We start from the raw sequence: 16,859 nt of genomic DNA on the forward strand, positions 1-16,859 counted from the left end.
ACTCAGCCATATGGAATCGAATATTTCTGGCTTATTGGGCAGGTGCTCTGCAAGGCGCAACGACGGGAACATAGCAAGCTATGTGACCAGAGTTGCAACGCATCACGACTGCATGGATGCAGGAGCTAGAGCAACGCAGGAGCAGTTGCCGCGAGTGCCTGAACAATAAGTCAGAAAATATGATTTCGTATGGTTGAGTACTTAGATTACCGTTCTCTGGCATGTATGATTACACGTCTCAGGCCATTGTTGCAGGCTATAGCCATTGCTGTTGCAGCAACAAAGACTAATCCGTTCACAATAAAAGTCACTAAAACTGCAGAGGCTTCCGACTCTTTAGTCGGTACATTCGGACAGCTTTCACATTGGCACGGGGAGTGCCGCCCAAAGAATTTTTCATTCGTGTCATCAAAAGAACTGAAATTTACAAAATTATAGAGCCTGGTTTTTAGAGGTCGGTCTAATAAGCGAGGGTCAGAGATGTTATGAACATACATTTCAATCTCTGATATATTGCCAATAGGTGAGTCAAGTCGATTACGCACTTCATCTATGACATTAACGAAAAGGACATTGGGTAATACTATTCCATCAACCAGACAGCCTCCAAATGCACTGGCCGCATGCCTTCCTGTTTTGCTGCAAATGGGGCACTGACACTGGAGTGAGTTGTCTGAAAAGCTAATGAACTCGCCTTTAGTCTTAAATGAGTGCACAGATTTGTTGGCTGATAAAGCAAATTCTCTCACCGTATTGGCGCTGGTCAATAGCGGAAAACCATTTTTAGGATCAAAAATTAATACGCCCTGTTGGTACATATCCCTTATTAACCTTTCAGTGTTGATAATGACAAAAACACGGCAGCCTGTGAAGTTATAAGAAGGTTGTTCTATATAGTCAGTAAAAGTGTTTTCCAGTGGCTTTGTGTAGAGCGGTGAAAATATTGAAACAAATAATGCCCCTGCAGGGCTGAATCGAGTGAAAGTCGGATAGTAACTTCGGATCATTAACCAGACTCTCCTGATCCAATGTGGAATTTCTTCGTTTAGTTCATCAAGATCATCCAGGTGTTTTACTATTTTTCCTATCTCTTCATGAATAGTTCTGGCTCTTTCAGAGTTCATCTGAACAGCCGAAGTTGTAAAGTAGATTGGAGTTCCATCAGGATTTGCGCTAAAGACAGTGGATTGCCTGAAAGTTTCTAAGGCATTTTTTATTGCTATAGGGGGAGCCTGTGTGGGTAGCTCGCTTTCACTGATGGCCACACGACTTTTATTGAGGCTAATGGCGCCTAAAACAGTTAAAGACGAAGAGGTTGATGTTGCGGCAAGTGTATTGGTTATAACAATTTCGGTATAGCCCGAATAAATTTCAGCGTCATCAGAGCCTGGTTGTTCGCCCGGTGTGTTGATTGGAACAGCCACCATCGGAACAGGCATGACCTGGCTCACAGCTTTTGAAATCGTAGATGCTTTGTTCTTTTTTTTTGAGATGCACAGGAAATACTGATAGGGACTATCCTCCTTCAGTTTGGTGCCTTCTTTATCGCAATACTCTGTCAGGCTACGAGAATATTTAAACTCCCAGGCAGAAAAAGCGGCAGGCACAAAAAAAAAGACAGCAGGACACAGAGAAGTATTTTTCTGCTTTTTATTCTCCGGAATTGAGGTAAATAAAAAATTGGAGTCATGATAAAAATAACCTACTGAAGTACTACTTAAGTATAAATGTGAACAATAGGCGTCATTGGTAAGTATTTCTAATCTCTGCTCTCTGTTAAAGCATATCTCTGCTCCAGAAGCTTTTGTTCATGGAGTCTGGAGTTACCATTCGGAGTTTATCGTACAGCTTCAGTCAAGGGGCCTGGTAAAAGAATTGTCGAAATACTCTCTGCTCTGGGAGTCATGACTTAATCATGGTCACAGAATTGTGGCATGCAGTGCAAAGATTTGTCAGTCAGACGCCAAAAAAAGCTCGATTCTGGCGGTCCAGCGAGGTGACCGGGCAGTCTCTGAGGGATTTTGTTAGGGGTGCTGTCGTTGCTGTTATGAACTTTTCTTGAAGACTAGGGCTCTAAACATTCATTTTATCAAGAAAGGGCTTAATCATGGATTCATCTATCAAACCATTATCAACTGTATCAACTATGGCACCGCCCCAAACGAGAGATGGAAGTGCATACTCTCCTGTGACAGTGGATCCTTCACCTAAAAACCTTGTCCTTAAAGATGATGATAAATTCAAACCAGGAATCATGAGGACAAGAAAAAAATTAGAGGAATATTTTGTTGCAAGGCAGCATAGTTCTCCTTCGCATAAAAATATAGATGCTCAACTTTTACCCACACAGCCTTATGCAGAATGGCTTCAAGATGAAACTGCCTTATTACGGCAGCCTGCACTGTCCGTAGGTAAGCCTGATAAGCTGCCTGGTAACAGTAATGCTTACAAACAAAGTAAAGTTATAAAAGCCTTCAAGGAAGGAAAACTTATTGCCAAAATGCTTGAAAATCCCAAGCGATTCGAAATTAGAAAAACTGGTCTGCGTTCAGGCTATGACAGAGTAAGTTTAGAGGTGGATGAGCTAAAGCATAGAAAATGCATTCAAGTGTCATCAGTAAGCTATATGTCCCCCAATGTTCCAACTCAGTTATTCAGAGATATTGGTTTTCTTCTTGAGCGTGATAAGTGCGAAGTAAAGGCTATATATTCGAAAGATGTGTATACACGATTACTGGATAATCAGGGCGAAGTTTGTAAGTGGAGTATAAACAAGCATGAATTTGTAAAAGATGAGCTCTTAAAGATAATAGATAAACAGTATGTCGGAGCAGAAGTTGTTTCTTTAATGTTGGACACATACTTTAACTTTGCACTACAGAATATTTACTCGAGGCTTACAGGTCAGGATCTTCGGGTTTCAATACCCGAGAAAGCCTTCGACTTAAACTTTTTTTTAAAAAATGAACAAGCAAAAAAAGCAAAATACTTTGAGCTGGAAACCAGTTTTGGAGGGTACTACCGAACGGTAACGGGGAGTCATGAATTTAAAAAGGAGTCCATTTCTGCACTGCAAGATTCATTGGATCTAAAGTATAACTCGGAAAAATGCCCTCTAGAAAACGAACTTATTATTTCATACTCGAAAAAATCCATTGTTGGAATGGTCGTTAATTTATCATCATATGAAAAAAAATATGGAAAAAATACTGAGGCAGGTTTATCGAGTCTCATTGTTAATTATATTTCAGAAGACTGTAAGTTGTTCCGGAACTTAGTGAAAAAAAAGTTAGGACTTGAACTGGATGTTTTTCTCTATAATTCTGATACCTGTGAACTGTCTGTTTTGGAGAGAGAGGTTCAGAGTGAGAGGTAGAATGACATGGCAAAAATAGGGTCAGCATCACTTTATTTTGATGGTTGCGGATTCTGTATTGACAATAATTCTCAGTAGGTATTATCCGCAAGTTTTATTGTCATCGTCTTAATATTAGTATTTGAAAGTCGTATTTATATCCCATGGCTTTTGTCTGGGTAGAAAATAAAGATGAGAATAAAAATGATAAAAACTTCTTTTGTCGGGCTGGCATCGCTGGCCACTGCAGTGTTTTCCAGTATGGCTATTGGTCATGGCTGGACTGAATTTCCCAAAGCAAGGCAGACAATCTGTGCTGATGATGGGGGTTACTGGGGTAATCAGGATGGCTCCACGATTCCCAATGCAGCTTGTCGTGCTGCGTTTCTGGAGTCTGGTACATACCCTTTTGTGCAGAAAAATGAGTTTGCTGCCAATGTCATTGATTATAATAATAACGCAGCTGTCAGCTCGGTTGTGACAGATGGTAATCTTTGCAGTGCTGGCTCTGCCGCTAAAGCGGGCATGGATATTCCTTCCTCGCAATGGCAAAAGACTGAATTGTCTGCCGGTACACACACACTGAGATTCAGGGCAACTGCACCTCACAACCCCAGCTATTGGCGAATTTATTTGACCAGACCCGGATTTGATTCTTCCCTACAAAGGTTGCACTGGTCCGATCTCGAATTGATCAACAGCCATGATGACCTGCCCGTAGTGAACGGGTATTTCGAGATGGATATCAATATTCCCGAAGGAAGAAGCGGTACCGGTATTCTTTATGTGCGGTGGCAACGCGCTGACCCTGCAGGAGAAGGCTTCTATAACTGTTCTGACATTGCTTTCAGCAGTGATGGGGTGACACCAGCTCCAACACCTTCTCCAGATCCGGATCCTTCACCTGAGCTGGTGAATGTTGGAACCTATGTGAGTACCGGGCACGATATTGCTGAAGCTGGTGATAGGGTCCGCTTCCGACTCTTTGACGGCACAGGTAAAGAAGTGGCGGATGAGCAGATTGCCATTACCAGCAGCAATGCCGACTTTAACCTCTGGACCACAGAGTTGGCACTGAAGGTGAATGATCGCAATCAGGGTAAAGCCTTCATTGGTATCTGGCATCAGGAGATGAATCATTTGATGTATGATGAAGACAACCTGTTCAGCAATCGTATCTGGGCTCCTGACACTAAACACTCAGCATCCACTTCCGTCATAAAAGCAGATAACGTTCCCACACCCTCTCCGACACCGAATTACGAATATAAGTATCCGGAAGGTAAAGGTAGCTATCAGCCTGGTTCAGTTGTCCTTGGCACAGATGGTGAGATCTATCAGTGCAAGCCTTTCCCTTACTCTGGTTGGTGTAATCAGTCTACTTTGTATTATGCTCCGGGAACCGGTTTACACTGGTCCGAGGCCTGGATGAAAAAGTAAGTTCGTTGATTCAGGTCGGGCTTTTGCCTGACCTGTTGACGGTTTTGAGAAAACCTTGTAGCTATCAATCCGGTGGCCATCAAAAATGGCAATTGATGTCAACAGAATATACAGATCAAAACATGGGAGCCTATGTTCAGCTGTATATGGTGTGCAACCGGAAGACTGCTAAATTACTGAGACTCCCATTTTTAAACATTCCAATAATCAGTAAGCTTTTACCTGGTTAATATTTTTTGCAATGATACATTTTTTATCTTTTGTCAGTGTGAATGTATATCGACCGGTATAAGGCATTACATCATCCCCACAAACTATATAGCCAGGAATGCCAGGATCAAAAAATCCTAATTGTATGTTTGAACCACGTTTTATACCTAAGTTTATTAATATAATATTGTCTTCAGTAATAGGTCTGCTGTCTCCTGGATAGAGAAACCCTCGTTGGTTATCAGCGGTAAAACCGTTTTTAGTTGCGGCAATTGCTGGGTAGACATTGATTCCTTTTTTAGTTGGAACACTTGGGTCAATCGAATCATTTCGGATGATAAATAAAGGAGCATCAACTTTTAAATGGTCCTGGCCTTTTGTGCAAGGAAAATCACTGCCCTCAAAAGCCCATCCATTTTTTTTACTTAGTGTAAAGCTATAATTACAACCTCCTGTATAGAACTGTTCATTTAAAGAAGTGTTTAATACTAGATTTATAGGAGTTGTGAACTTGTCTACTCTTACTATGAAGTAATTGGTTTTAGGATTTCGATCAAGATAAATGCTTCTATCATGCTGGTCGTATATGAGTGAATCTCCATCAAATACTTCTATAGTGTATTCATCCGGATTGTCGAATACAAAAGAATCAGCAAACAAAGAAAACGAAAAAAATAGCAGCAGAGAAATTAAAAAGGAGATGATTGATTTCATGATTTGACCCTCGCTATTACTTATCACATAGAACATTATACAAGAATTGATTAATCATTAGGTAAACCCCCGGCTATGCCGGGGAGACTCGCATAGGTCATACCGAGGCTTCGGTAGCTAACCTCAAGGGTTCCGCCAAGAACCAAGAGGTTTAACTTACCCTCTGTGTCAGGATAGATGTCGCCTCTTTTGATTCATGACTCTCAATAACTGAGAGAGCATATATGGGACATCCAATGTACTAGCTCAAGTCATATGTGGGACATCCAACAGACATATGTGGGACATCCAATGTTACAAGCATATGTGGAACATCCAATGTACTTGCTCATATTCAGAATTCTACTTAGCTAAATCCAACTGCATAAAAGAGCTCAGAGTATTTGCTGAAATCGACGTATCTGCAGGCACATCCACCAGGAGCTCTCTCATCAGCGATCGCCATTCAACAGACAAGAACACCCTTGGTGGTTCAAAAAAAATGGCCGCAGCCAAAAGTCTTGAATGATGACTTTTGGCTGCACCTGATTGGCAGGAGTCTCATAAGCTTAACCATCAACAACACGGCTGTACTGCTCTCTGAGATTTTCCATAGCCTGTAGAATTGCCGAAGCGACATCTACCTTGTACAGTGAGGCATTGAACGACACTTTTCTTGTCTTGCAAACCTTGGGCTTGTTTCTCTGGAGGGCTTATGGATCAGCTTTAACCATCCTCGATGAACCTACCCCGGTGCGGACCCGAATGTCGATGTGCTTGGGGGCTGGAGAGTAGAGACATCCAGCTACCTGATTCAGGTGGCTATAGTTTTTTTTTAGCCCACCACTTATTTTTGTATAAGCGCTCTTTGAAGTAATTGACAGTTTTATTACGATCTAATGTAGTGGCTAACCTTCTTTCCATATTAATCATGTTTCTTTCATCGACAGCATTTGATGAACTTCTGTAAACCAGCTGCATTAGTGCAAAGATAAAGTTATCTGACAGCGCGTACAGATGCTCAAGAAGACCGTGAATGAAAGGATAGCTTATAACCAAATACACAAGAGTTGGATTTATTTCATAGCCGTAGTGTGAGTATATTTCCAGAGGGTCAGATTTGGCTTTAACAGATATAACTAAAATTAGTAGCAGTACTCCAGTAGCTTTAAACGTATGCATCAAAATGCCTTCCTAAAATGAAAAACTACCTATAAACACCTTCTTTATAGATCATCCTTCTAAGATAGCCAGTTACTGGTGTGCCACTATGATTACAATGGTGATTATGAGTGATAGTGATTATCCCTCTGGATTGATTAGGATTGATTATAGGACATCCTTATATTTGACAAACAAGCCAGCTCGTCTAATTTTGTTCCCTGTCGCTGATTTTTAGTTCCGGCAGGAGAGATTATGACCCGTGCGCGAAGTTCTCTGATCGACCCAGGTTGTACGCCTTATTATCACTGTATAGCTCGATGCGTACGCAGAGCATATTTGTGCGGAGAGGATCATTTAACGGGCAAAAACTACGAGCACCGTCGGCAGTGGGTTGTAGATAAGCTCAGGGAACTGGTTTCAATCTTTTCTATAGAAGTCTGCGCCTATGCGGTTATGTCGAATCACTATCATGTGGTTTTGCATATCAATCAGAAGCCTGCCAGAGAGTGGACACGAGATGAAATTTTGAGTCGATGGACAAGGCTTTTCACAGGGCCGCTCCTGGTTCAGAGATATCTTGCTGCTGACCAGTTGAGTCATTCGGAACTGGCTCGTTTGGATGAATTTGTTGAAGAGTATCGAAATCGTTTAACGAATATCAGCTGGTTCATGCGTTGCCTGAACGAATATCTTGCCCGTGAGGCTAACCAGGAAGATGGCTGCCAAGGTCGCTTCTGGGAAGGGCGGTTTAAAAGTCAGGCGTTGTTGGATGAGGCGAAGCCTGAGAATGTGGGAGGTTCCATGAACTGAAATCATTCATTGAAATCCAGCAGGTTCAACTCCTGCCCGGCAAAGACTAACCATCAGCCGGAAACGAGTCTTGCATAGCCAGCGGTAACGATGGTTGTGAAGCGTAGACAGTGGGTGCTAAAGCCATGTGATTGAGTCTCGAAATGTTGCAATTGTTGGTGGACTTCATTGTTCAGGAAATGGGGTCAGCATTGGTTTGCCGCTACGGTAAGGCAACATCAACCTAACCGGGATCGGAGAGCAGGGCAGAGGTACAGGATGGATTTCTCAGGAACCTGTGAGGTCCAGTATTGACCTGGGTGTAATCGCCATTGGTTCTATGGCTGAACAGAACCCGGTCATCAGGTATCGCTTTAAACCCGATGAAGCAAACATGAAGCAGCATGCAGGAACCCGGAAGCGAATACATAAGTGACCGGGCAGTAGGTACTGGAAGTCTTAGTGTCCCATAGTACTGATGACAACGGGGAACTCTGCTCAGGAGGACCCGGACGAGGAAAGGGGACATCATAGTTATTGACCCGTTTGTGGGAAACACAAGAGGTGCTCAGAAACCTGTGTTTGTGTCAACGAAACAGAAACGGATAGCCACACTGGCCAGAGACAACCCGGCCATGGCTTTCACTTCTCTCAATCATCACATGGATTATCAGTGGCTTTATCAGGCATACCAACTGACCCGTAAAGATGGCGCTACAGGAGTAGATGGTCAGACGGCTGAAATGTATGAACGACAGCTGGAGTATAACCTCCTGAATCTGTTGGATCGTATCAAATCCGGTCGCTACCGAGCACCCGCTGTGAAGCGGAGTTACATCGATAAAGGAAACGGTCAGAAACGGCCTTTGGGCATACCCACTTTCGAAGACAAAATTGCTCAGAGAGCGGTGGTTATGCTACTGGAACCCATCTACGAGCAAGACTTCTATAACGGCTCCTTTGGCTTTCGCAAACAAAGGTCGTCACATGAAGCCTTGTGTAGTCTGCGTGAAAACATTATGAGAAATGGTGCCTACTGGGTGCTGGACGTGGACATACAAAAGTATTTCGATACGATTGACCATGGTCAGCTAAGACAGTTTCTAGCCAGACGACTGGCTGATGGCGTAGTAAGAAAACTGATCGATAAATGGTTGAAGGCAGGTATTCTTGAGTCTGGGGAGCTTGTCTACCCGACGCAGGGAACACCACAGGGCGGAGTAATTTCACCGCTACTAGCCAACATTTATCTTCACTATGTATTGGATAACTGGTTCACTCAGACAGTCCAGCCAAGGATGCGTGGAAGATGCAATCTGACGAGATTTGCTGATGACTGTGTGCCACGAGCACAGACTGCTGCGTAAGCAGCACTGATGCGCAACTGCACAGAAGATGAGGGTGGGCCCCTCGGAGCCGTCTTACAGGAGGAGGCTTCAAACCACCTTAAGCGGCGAAGGTAAAGAGCCTTGGTCGTGAGCGTTAAGGAAAAGGCAGGGCTTGATCCTGTCAGGTGTGTGTTAAGGAGATGAACGCAAGTGAACCTTTGATGACGCGTCGAAAGCGTAGGAACGATGTCAAAACCGGGAGGTAGTCGTTAGCCCGGGATAAGTCTGGAGGACACCTGTTTACTGTCCAGATGGCATCCGGCGTGGAGAAGGCATGAACTTAACACAGGCTTCTGTGTGGAACGTGGGAACCTGTCGCCTTGATGTTAAGGGAGCCACTCAAGCAGAGACCCTGCAAGAGTCTGAGTACCAATGCAAGGCACAGGGGCGGACGATCCCGTAGTAGTGATGAAGGCGCTGTAATGGCGTTGGAGCGAAGGGGATCGGTCATCCTGTTGAATTTAGAAGTCAACCACTGTGGCAGCTCGACGCTGTCGGTGGGAGGAATTTTTGGAAACAACAAAACCGTTTGAAATTTCCAAGCACGATGTTGTACGTGCATGGCAACTGGTCAAAGCCAATAAAGGCGCTCATGGCGTTGATGGTGAGACCATTGAACAATTTGAGTCTGACCTGAAGAACAATCTGTACAAGATCTGGAATCGGATGTCGTCTGGCAGCTACTTTCCGCCTGCTGTTAAAACGGTAGCGATACCGAAGAAAACAGGTGGGGAAAGAAAGTTGGGCATTCCAACGGTGTCAGATCGGGTTGCACAGATGGTTGTGAAGCTGCATTTTGAGCCATCGGTTGAGCCTTGGTTCCATCCAGACTCCTATGGCTACAGACCAAACAAATCAGCACATCAGGCGTTGGATATCACCCGTAAACGGTGCTGGCGTTATAACTGGGTGCTGGAGTTTGACATCAGAGGGTTGTTCGACAACATCGACCACGAACTGCTGATGAAAGCGGTTCGCAAGCATACGAATAATCGCTGGCTGATCCTCTACATTGAGCGCTGGTTAACAGCGCCGATTCAGCGGGAAGACGGCACAGTTATTATACGTGAGCGAGGTGTTCCACAGGGCGGTGTGATCAGCCCCGTACTCAGTAATCTGTTTATGCACTATGCCTTCGATAAGTGGATGGAAAGGAATTTTCCTGCGATTCCATTCTGCCGTTATGCTGACGATGGGCTTGCCCATTGTCGGCATGAGGTGGAAGCGAAGGCTTTAAAGGATGCTTTAGAGGCAAGGTTTCGTGAGTGCGGTCTGGAAATGCATCCGGACAAGACAAAGATTGTTTACTGTAAAGACGACGACCGGAGGGAGGAGCACCTTGTCACCAGTTTTGACTTTCTTGGCTATACATTTCGCCCAAGGAGGTCAAAGAACCGATGGGGCAAGCACTTCATTAACTTTACGCCAGCCATGAGTCCAAAAGCAGGAAAGGCCATCAGACAGGTAGTAAGAAGTTGGAAGCTGCATTTACGCAGTGACAAAGAGCTTCCTGATCTGGCTCGAATGTTCAGGGCTCAGATACAGGGCTGGATAAACTACTACGGTCGTTTCTACAAATCAGCCATGTACCCGACACTGCGTCAAATCAACCGCAAACTCAGTTTGTGGGCGACGAGGAAATACAAAAGGCTTAAAAGGCACCGGCGAAGGGCGGAACACAGACTTGGGGAAATCGCCAAGAAATTTCCAAATCTGTTCCCGCACTGGAAATTTGGTGTCAAGCCGTCGGTTGGATGATGGGAGCCGTATGAGCTGAGAGGTTCACGTACGGTTCTGAGAGAGCCTGTAGGGGAGGTTCCTATGGGCTACTTACCTTGTCATGGTATTTTCGGTTCATGAAGATTGCAACAAGGTTGAGGCAGTGCTGTCAAAGCGGTTTGAACGCTTTGGACTTACACTGCACCCGGAGAAAACGCGATGCGTTGACTTTCGGCCTTACTGCCGGAAAGAAAACAAACGCAACGGCAATCCGGTCAGCTTTGACTTCCTCGGGTTTACCCACTTCTGGGGAACTTCCCGTAGAGGGAATACTGTTGTTTACCAGAAAACAGCAAAAGGGCGAATTGCCAGAACTTTGAAGTCGTTCAACCAATACTGTCAAAAATACCGACATAAGTCATTGGGTGAACAATATATAGCGCTCAACCGGAAGCTTCGGGGGCACTACGCATACTTCGGAATAACGGGCAACGCCAAAGCGTTAAGTACGATCCTACATCGAGTGAAGAAAATCTGGCACAAGTGGCTCAGTCGGCGTTCGCAGAAGAGCCATATCACGTGGGAGAAATTCAATCTGCTTCTGGATCGCTTCCCCTTGGCACCGCCGAAAATCTATCATCGGTATTCATATGGTCGTCGGCTAGTGAACCAATAATTGTGAGGAACCGGATGCGTTAATTGCGCTCGTCCGGGTCTGCGAGGGTTGAGGTCGGCAACGGCCTCTTCTACTCGGACACAGCGGGTGAGGTATGTCTGCTCTGACATGTGGAAGCCCTATGTAAAGGCGATCGCCGAGTTTGCCAATCAGGCGCTGCATATTCTTGATCGATTTCACATTGTGGCCATGCTGAACAAGGCCATCGATGAGGTCAGGGCATCAGAACACAAACAGCTTCAGGCTGATGGCTATGAGCCTGTTTTGAAAAAGACCCGTTGGTGTCTGCTGAAACGGAAGGAAAACCTGACCGAGAAAGAAGAGATCAAGTTAAATACAGTGCTTCAGTATAATCTCAAAAGTGTCAGGGCCTATCTGCTCAGAGAGGAGTTTCAAGTGTTCTGGAGTTACATATCACCACACTGGGCAGGAAAGTATCTGGACCGGTGGTGTACAAGAGTCATGCGGTCAAAGATAGAACCGATGAAGAAAGTAGCTAAAACTGTTCGGCGACACAGACCACTGATCCTGAATTGGTTCAGGGCAAAAAAAGCATTTTCCAGCGGAATTGTGGAAGGTCTGAACACCAAGATAAAACTCACTACGAGAAAATCGTATGGTTTCAGAACCTATAGATGTGCAGAAATCGCTTTATATCACGCACTGGGCAACCTGCCCGAACCAGAAATGCCCCACAGATTTTGCTGACGAGGCTCTTTTTTTAATGGATGTCCTGTTTTTCCCTGCTTTTTTTTCAATGTGGATGTCCTATTTTTTCTTATCGTCCACATCATTCGTTGCCAATACAAAGCCCCCTATAGAGCGCTCTGCATCTTTTCGACAGTCAACAGATATCCAAAAATCTCCGCTTGGATAAAACACCACGCTATTCGGTTTGGATCCTTTTCCGGACGACTCACCCTGTTATAGCACTGCAACACCATAAGACTAAAAATCCTCACATAACTGACATCTGTGCTGCTCAATATGTCAATAGGCATAACAAATTAGTTTGTTTAACTAACAATGTGGTTGTCGAGAGGAGATTTCTCACTGGTCTATGGTCAGAAATAATGCAGTCAATGTCATTCGATTTAATTAATTCAATAAGATTTTGCGCAGGCTGTTAATTAGAAGGTGTATTAATCTTTTTCATTGTAATTATTGTCACTGCAATTCTTGTCACTTATGTATACATTAATTAAACTGGAAATGATGCGAAGGCCGACGTTATTGATAACATGGTCTTCGCATAAATATACTGTATCAAAAGGAGATAATTATGTTCACGATTACCTGGCAGGGTGGTAATGGATTGAAACCAGTTTCACCACCGAATTTTGAGCAGACGCTGGATAAACTGGAAAACGAAATCAGTGAAACTTCTGTCTCAAAGTGGCTTGTTCGCACAGTTTGCCTTACTACTAGCCTGCAAGCATTGAAGATTAGCAGAAACTATGTTGGAGAAGGCAAAGCGGTAGCTATATCAATAGGTACTCTGATCTTGACTCGTGTCTTGACCCACAAACTTTTCGTTCAACCAAAAATAAACCGGTTGCGCACGGAATATCGTCTGTTAAGCGGTCAACTTGAAAGACAACAACATGTCGACTCTGGCTCACTCAAAAAGTTGCACAATATGGTCGGTTTAGAGAACTTAAAAAGACACGTCGAAAAAATACAACAAAAAATGATGGTTCGAGAAATGCGGAGAAATGCCAGCCTGGAGTGCAAGGATTTATCCCGTGGTCATATGCTCTTTACAGGTAATCCGGGTACAGGAAAAACCATGTCTTCTCGGCTGTTAACAAATATTTTGTATGAACTCGGAATAATAAAAGAAGACAAAATCGTTATAGCGGATCGATCCCGGCTGGTTGGAGAACATGTTGGGCATACGGCTATCAAAACCGAGGCGCTGGTTAATTCAGCACAAAACGGGGTACTGTTCATCGATGAAGCATACAGTCTCTTCAAGCCCGGTTCAGATCGTGATTATGGCACTGAAGCCATCGAAAAAATATTGGTCATGTTGGAAGACCCTAAAATAAATACATTAGTCATCCTGGCTGGATATCATAAGCAGATGGAACAATTGATTGAGTCTAATCCGGGGTTTAAATCCAGAGTGCCAATAAAGATCCATTTTGATGATTACAAAAATGAACAGTTAATCCAGATATTCCAGAAAATGTGTGATCACAACGGTTATCAGCTCTCAGATGATGCCGTCACTATTTGTAAAGAAACATTATTAGACATCAAAAAACAAGAGGGTGAACATTTCGCTAATGCCAGAAGTATCAGGAACTTTTTTGAGAGTGTTCAATCTGCTCAAGAGTGTCGGCTCGCCAGAGAATTTGGTGCACAATTTGACGGTAACAATGGGACTCCACAGGAGGACTCTAAAACTTCTCAAGGGGCAAACTCTGCTCATCCTACTGCAGATGTTGAACAGCTGATGGAGTTTTCCGTGGCTGATTTGAAAGCAGCTATGGAGGATTATCAGTATCAGTCAGCTTATCATGAATCAGATGCCTGGAAGGACATATACCGCTGATCAGTTGCAACGGGCGAACCCTCAAGCTCCCGGCAAAAGCTCATCAAAAAGGGGTACCATGACCCATTCCCCGGCTTGTTTATTAGCATTTTCCTCTGCTAGGAGGCCGACCGAGAATAGACTGCCCTACTGCGGCGGCAGCAAATTGGTCTGAAAATCCGCTTTTGTTCGTCAAATAGCTCGCTATTCTCCTCACAAAACCGAATTTTCATCCTCAATTTTCTGCCGTCCTCGCTACGGGCGCTATTCTCGGTCGGCCTCCTAGGACGATACAGCAGTCAGACTGTTTCCTTTTCTGTTTCTCTTTTTTGGATGTCCTATTTTTCACTATTTTTCAGGATGATTTTTCTATTCTATTTTTCTATTCTTCTATCATTCCGGGGTTAACAAAACCGGGTAGGGAATGCCCTCCAGAAAGCAACCTTTTGCCCACCATCAGGCACAATAACACCCGATTTTTTAAGCTTGGGGACCAGTGAAATTGGCCCCCAAAATTCACATCATTCTTCTAAATCTTTGTTTTCATTATCAAAATTCATCTCATGAAACTCATACCACATCAAGTTAAGCGCCCCTTCCTGTCACTCTAACCTCTTGTTTTACTGCGATTCTGATTACCGTTGAGAACTATAAAACCCCTTGAAACACCTATAATTCATCAGCATTTACTCCCAAATTTACTCCCAAAAACTTGCTTGAAAGGTAATGCTGATGAGTATCTATTGCGACACCCGAAAGCGGAAGAAAGGCACTGTTTACAAGTTCATCGTTCAGGTCATGAAAAAGCATTTCGTAGCCAAAGAACAGATGACATTTCCGGACAAGCCGTCAGGACGTGCCTGGGCAAAACAGGTTGAAAAGGAAATGCTGAGAGAAGCGGAAAAAGAGGAACCAAAGTACGAGGCGGCTCAGTCTCGAACCGGCGATATTACCCTGAAATCTTACCTTGAACATTACAGGCTAAAACAGGGTACCCTGCCAGAAGAAAAGCAGATCAGCCGGGATATGCAGGCGATCAAATTTTGGGAGAAAAGCTGGCTGGCAGAGAAGAGGTCAAATGAAATTACCGAGCAGGATTTAATCAAAATCCTCGATGAACGACTGGAGACGGTTACTCCATCGACCAATCATTTATATGTCTCTGTACTGAGGCGTGCCGTCAGCTGGCAAAAGAGGGTAGGAATTTACTTCAAGAGTTTTATTAATGATGAAGTGATGAAGGAGCTTTGGAAGCTCGGATTGGTGGGAAAATCCCGACGGCACGACATACGGCCTACTGAGGAACAGATACTTCAGCTATATCAGGTACTACTGGCTGGTTATAACAAACCAACTGGAACCATACCTCACCATCACATCATGATGTTCAGCATATACAGCACCTTTCGTGAGGGAGAGGTTTGTAGCATCAAGTACAGTCAGCTCGATATGGAGCATGGGCTTGTGATCATTGAAGACAGGAAAGACCCCAACAATAAATTCGGGAACCATGAAAAAGTGCCCATACCTGTTGAGTGTCTTGAAATTATTGAGAGGCAGCCAAAGTTCGAGGGGGAAGACCGGATATTTCCTTATAAGGCAAAATCTATCGCTGTGCGCTTTTCCTATTGGACGAAAGAGCTTGGGTTTCCAGATATCCGGTTTCATTCCTTTCGGCACGAAGGTGTATCAAGGCTGTTTGAGCAAAATATGTCGATTCCTGAAGTGGCACTTCGTAGTGGTCATAAAACCTGGGAGCATCTGCGGCGCTATACTCACCTCTTGCACAAAGAGCCACCGGATTTATGGGGGCAGTGCAAGAGAATAGAAAATAATTACTGGGCTGAAAATGAGCTGGTGAACAGGCAGTTGCTCAAGGCTTCGATGTCGCTTTCATGGGGAACGGAGTAAGAAACTTAAAGTTCTGCCTGCTGTGGTCAGTGCATATTTTCTAAACCTGTAGCCACTGCTTCAGTGTATTCTCCAGTTTTTCAAGCTGCTGCTGATGCTTGTCTTTGTTTTTTGACAACTGCTGAATATTCTTTAGCTTCCAGCGGATAGCCGGAAGTTCTGCAGCAGAAGGCTCGTCAAACAGTGTCCAGTCTGGCTTGCCTCGTTTGAAAGATAATAGAAAATCCTGGTCTCTCTCGGTGAAGTGAGCTTGCAAGGCTGCCACCATACGAGAACGGGTTTCTATTAGTTCGTTCAATTCCACTGGTTCTTTCGTCATACCGGCAAACTCATCGTAAAACGTTTGCTCCAACTCTTTCCAGCGTGGTGACATGACTTCATGTATGGGGCGTGGATGGCTCAGTGTGTAGGTTAGAAAGCCAGTAAATATCTCTCTGGAAATTCCACCTGCATTTAGCATTCGCTGTACATCATACAAGTCTCGTGGGTGCTGGCGATCCATAGCAGCACAAAGCTTTCCTCCATATAAATCGGCCTGACTGACAACAGGTATTTCAGCATAGCCAAATCCATCCTCTACTGACTCAACCACAGGCAGCAACTCTGGGTCATGCAGTGTACCCCGGGCAACAGGAGAGACTTCGATTTTGATGGTTGCGGATTCTGTAGTAACAATAATTCTTAATTCGTCTTGTCGGTTGTCCTGAAGCACTGCACTGGTTGAAGGCTGCGTATTAATCCGCTCAGCTATACGTTCGAGTGCTGAGCGAACATTTTTCAGTGCTTCATCCCTTGGTTCGAGAGGAAGGTAGGCAAGGTCAATGTCTACAGAAAGTCGAGGAAAATTCTGAACAAACAAATTGATGGCTGTTCCGCCTTTCAGGGCGAAGACAGGCTCGGTTGCCACAACTGGCAGCATTTGGATCAACAGGGACAGCTGTTGGTAATAAACGGATTTTTTGTCCATTTTAGTCT

General features: G+C 44.3%; 14 protein-coding genes. 10 read left to right on the forward strand and 4 right to left on the reverse strand.

Annotated elements, in window-relative coordinates; all coding sequences use genetic code 11:
- Window positions 1-206 precede the first annotated feature (206 nt).
- The gene (locus tag ACOJUO_RS19435; protein WP_422133591.1) at window positions 207-1,607 is read right to left on the reverse strand and encodes a hypothetical protein; all 1,401 of its coding nucleotides are present in this window, start codon (window positions 1,605-1,607) and stop codon (window positions 207-209) included.
- 500 nt (window positions 1,608-2,107) lie between these two features.
- Between ACOJUO_RS19435 and ACOJUO_RS19440 the strand changes: the two genes are divergently transcribed.
- On the forward strand, window positions 2,108-3,376 hold the full coding sequence (locus ACOJUO_RS19440) for a hypothetical protein (RefSeq protein ID WP_422133592.1): 1,269 nt from the start codon (window positions 2,108-2,110) through the stop codon (window positions 3,374-3,376).
- 183 nt (window positions 3,377-3,559) lie between these two features.
- The gene (locus tag ACOJUO_RS19445) at window positions 3,560-4,795 is read left to right on the forward strand and encodes a lytic polysaccharide monooxygenase (RefSeq protein WP_422137878.1); all 1,236 of its coding nucleotides are present in this window, start codon (window positions 3,560-3,562) and stop codon (window positions 4,793-4,795) included.
- 207 nt (window positions 4,796-5,002) lie between these two features.
- Here the strand turns inward: ACOJUO_RS19445 and ACOJUO_RS19450 are convergent, their stop codons facing one another.
- Window positions 5,003-5,719: a hypothetical protein gene (locus ACOJUO_RS19450; RefSeq protein WP_422137879.1), complete on the reverse strand. Its 717-nt coding sequence runs from the start codon at window positions 5,717-5,719 to the stop codon at window positions 5,003-5,005.
- Window positions 5,720-6,520: 801 nt separating this feature from the next.
- On the reverse strand, window positions 6,521-6,880 hold the full coding sequence (locus ACOJUO_RS19455) for a hypothetical protein (RefSeq protein WP_422137880.1): 360 nt from the start codon (window positions 6,878-6,880) through the stop codon (window positions 6,521-6,523).
- A gap of 234 nt (window positions 6,881-7,114) precedes the next feature.
- Here ACOJUO_RS19455 and ACOJUO_RS19460 point away from each other — a divergent pair, with 234 nt between their 5' ends.
- The 8 genes from ACOJUO_RS19460 (at window position 7,115) to ACOJUO_RS19495 (ending at window position 15,884) form a co-directional block, all read left to right on the forward strand.
- A complete protein-coding gene (locus ACOJUO_RS19460) occupies window positions 7,115-7,672 on the forward strand; it encodes a transposase (RefSeq protein WP_422137881.1) in 558 nt (185 codons plus the stop codon).
- 277 nt (window positions 7,673-7,949) lie between these two features.
- Entirely contained in the window at window positions 7,950-8,087 is a 138-nt protein-coding gene (locus tag ACOJUO_RS19465; RefSeq protein WP_422133597.1) for a hypothetical protein, read from the forward strand.
- Window positions 8,088-8,235: 148 nt separating this feature from the next.
- Window positions 8,236-9,018 (forward strand): reverse transcriptase domain-containing protein, encoded by a 783-nt coding sequence (locus ACOJUO_RS19470; RefSeq protein WP_422137882.1) that lies wholly within the window; start codon window positions 8,236-8,238, stop codon window positions 9,016-9,018.
- Between the two features lie 295 nt (window positions 9,019-9,313).
- Entirely contained in the window at window positions 9,314-9,442 is a 129-nt protein-coding gene (locus tag ACOJUO_RS19475; protein ID WP_262599910.1) for a hypothetical protein, read from the forward strand.
- Window positions 9,443-9,549: 107 nt separating this feature from the next.
- Window positions 9,550-10,797, forward strand: coding sequence for a group II intron reverse transcriptase/maturase (gene ltrA / locus ACOJUO_RS19480; RefSeq protein ID WP_422137883.1), 1,248 nt, complete (start codon window positions 9,550-9,552; stop codon window positions 10,795-10,797).
- Window positions 10,798-11,482: 685 nt separating this feature from the next.
- Window positions 11,483-12,142, forward strand: coding sequence for a transposase (locus ACOJUO_RS19485; RefSeq protein ID WP_422133599.1), 660 nt, complete (start codon window positions 11,483-11,485; stop codon window positions 12,140-12,142).
- Window positions 12,143-12,749: 607 nt separating this feature from the next.
- Window positions 12,750-13,994, forward strand: a complete 1,245-nt coding sequence (locus ACOJUO_RS19490; protein WP_422137884.1) for an AAA family ATPase — start codon at window positions 12,750-12,752, stop codon at window positions 13,992-13,994.
- Between the two features lie 711 nt (window positions 13,995-14,705).
- On the forward strand, window positions 14,706-15,884 hold the full coding sequence (locus ACOJUO_RS19495; RefSeq protein WP_422137885.1) for a tyrosine-type recombinase/integrase: 1,179 nt from the start codon (window positions 14,706-14,708) through the stop codon (window positions 15,882-15,884).
- 40 nt (window positions 15,885-15,924) lie between these two features.
- On the opposite strand, the gene ACOJUO_RS19500 is transcribed toward ACOJUO_RS19495, so the two are convergent.
- On the reverse strand, window positions 15,925-16,851 hold the full coding sequence (locus ACOJUO_RS19500; RefSeq protein ID WP_422133603.1) for a nucleotidyl transferase AbiEii/AbiGii toxin family protein: 927 nt from the start codon (window positions 16,849-16,851) through the stop codon (window positions 15,925-15,927).
- Window positions 16,852-16,859 lie beyond the last annotated feature (8 nt).

The organism is Endozoicomonas sp. ALC020 (genome assembly GCF_049275935.1).
Taxonomy (GTDB): domain Bacteria; phylum Pseudomonadota; class Gammaproteobacteria; order Pseudomonadales; family Endozoicomonadaceae; genus Endozoicomonas_A.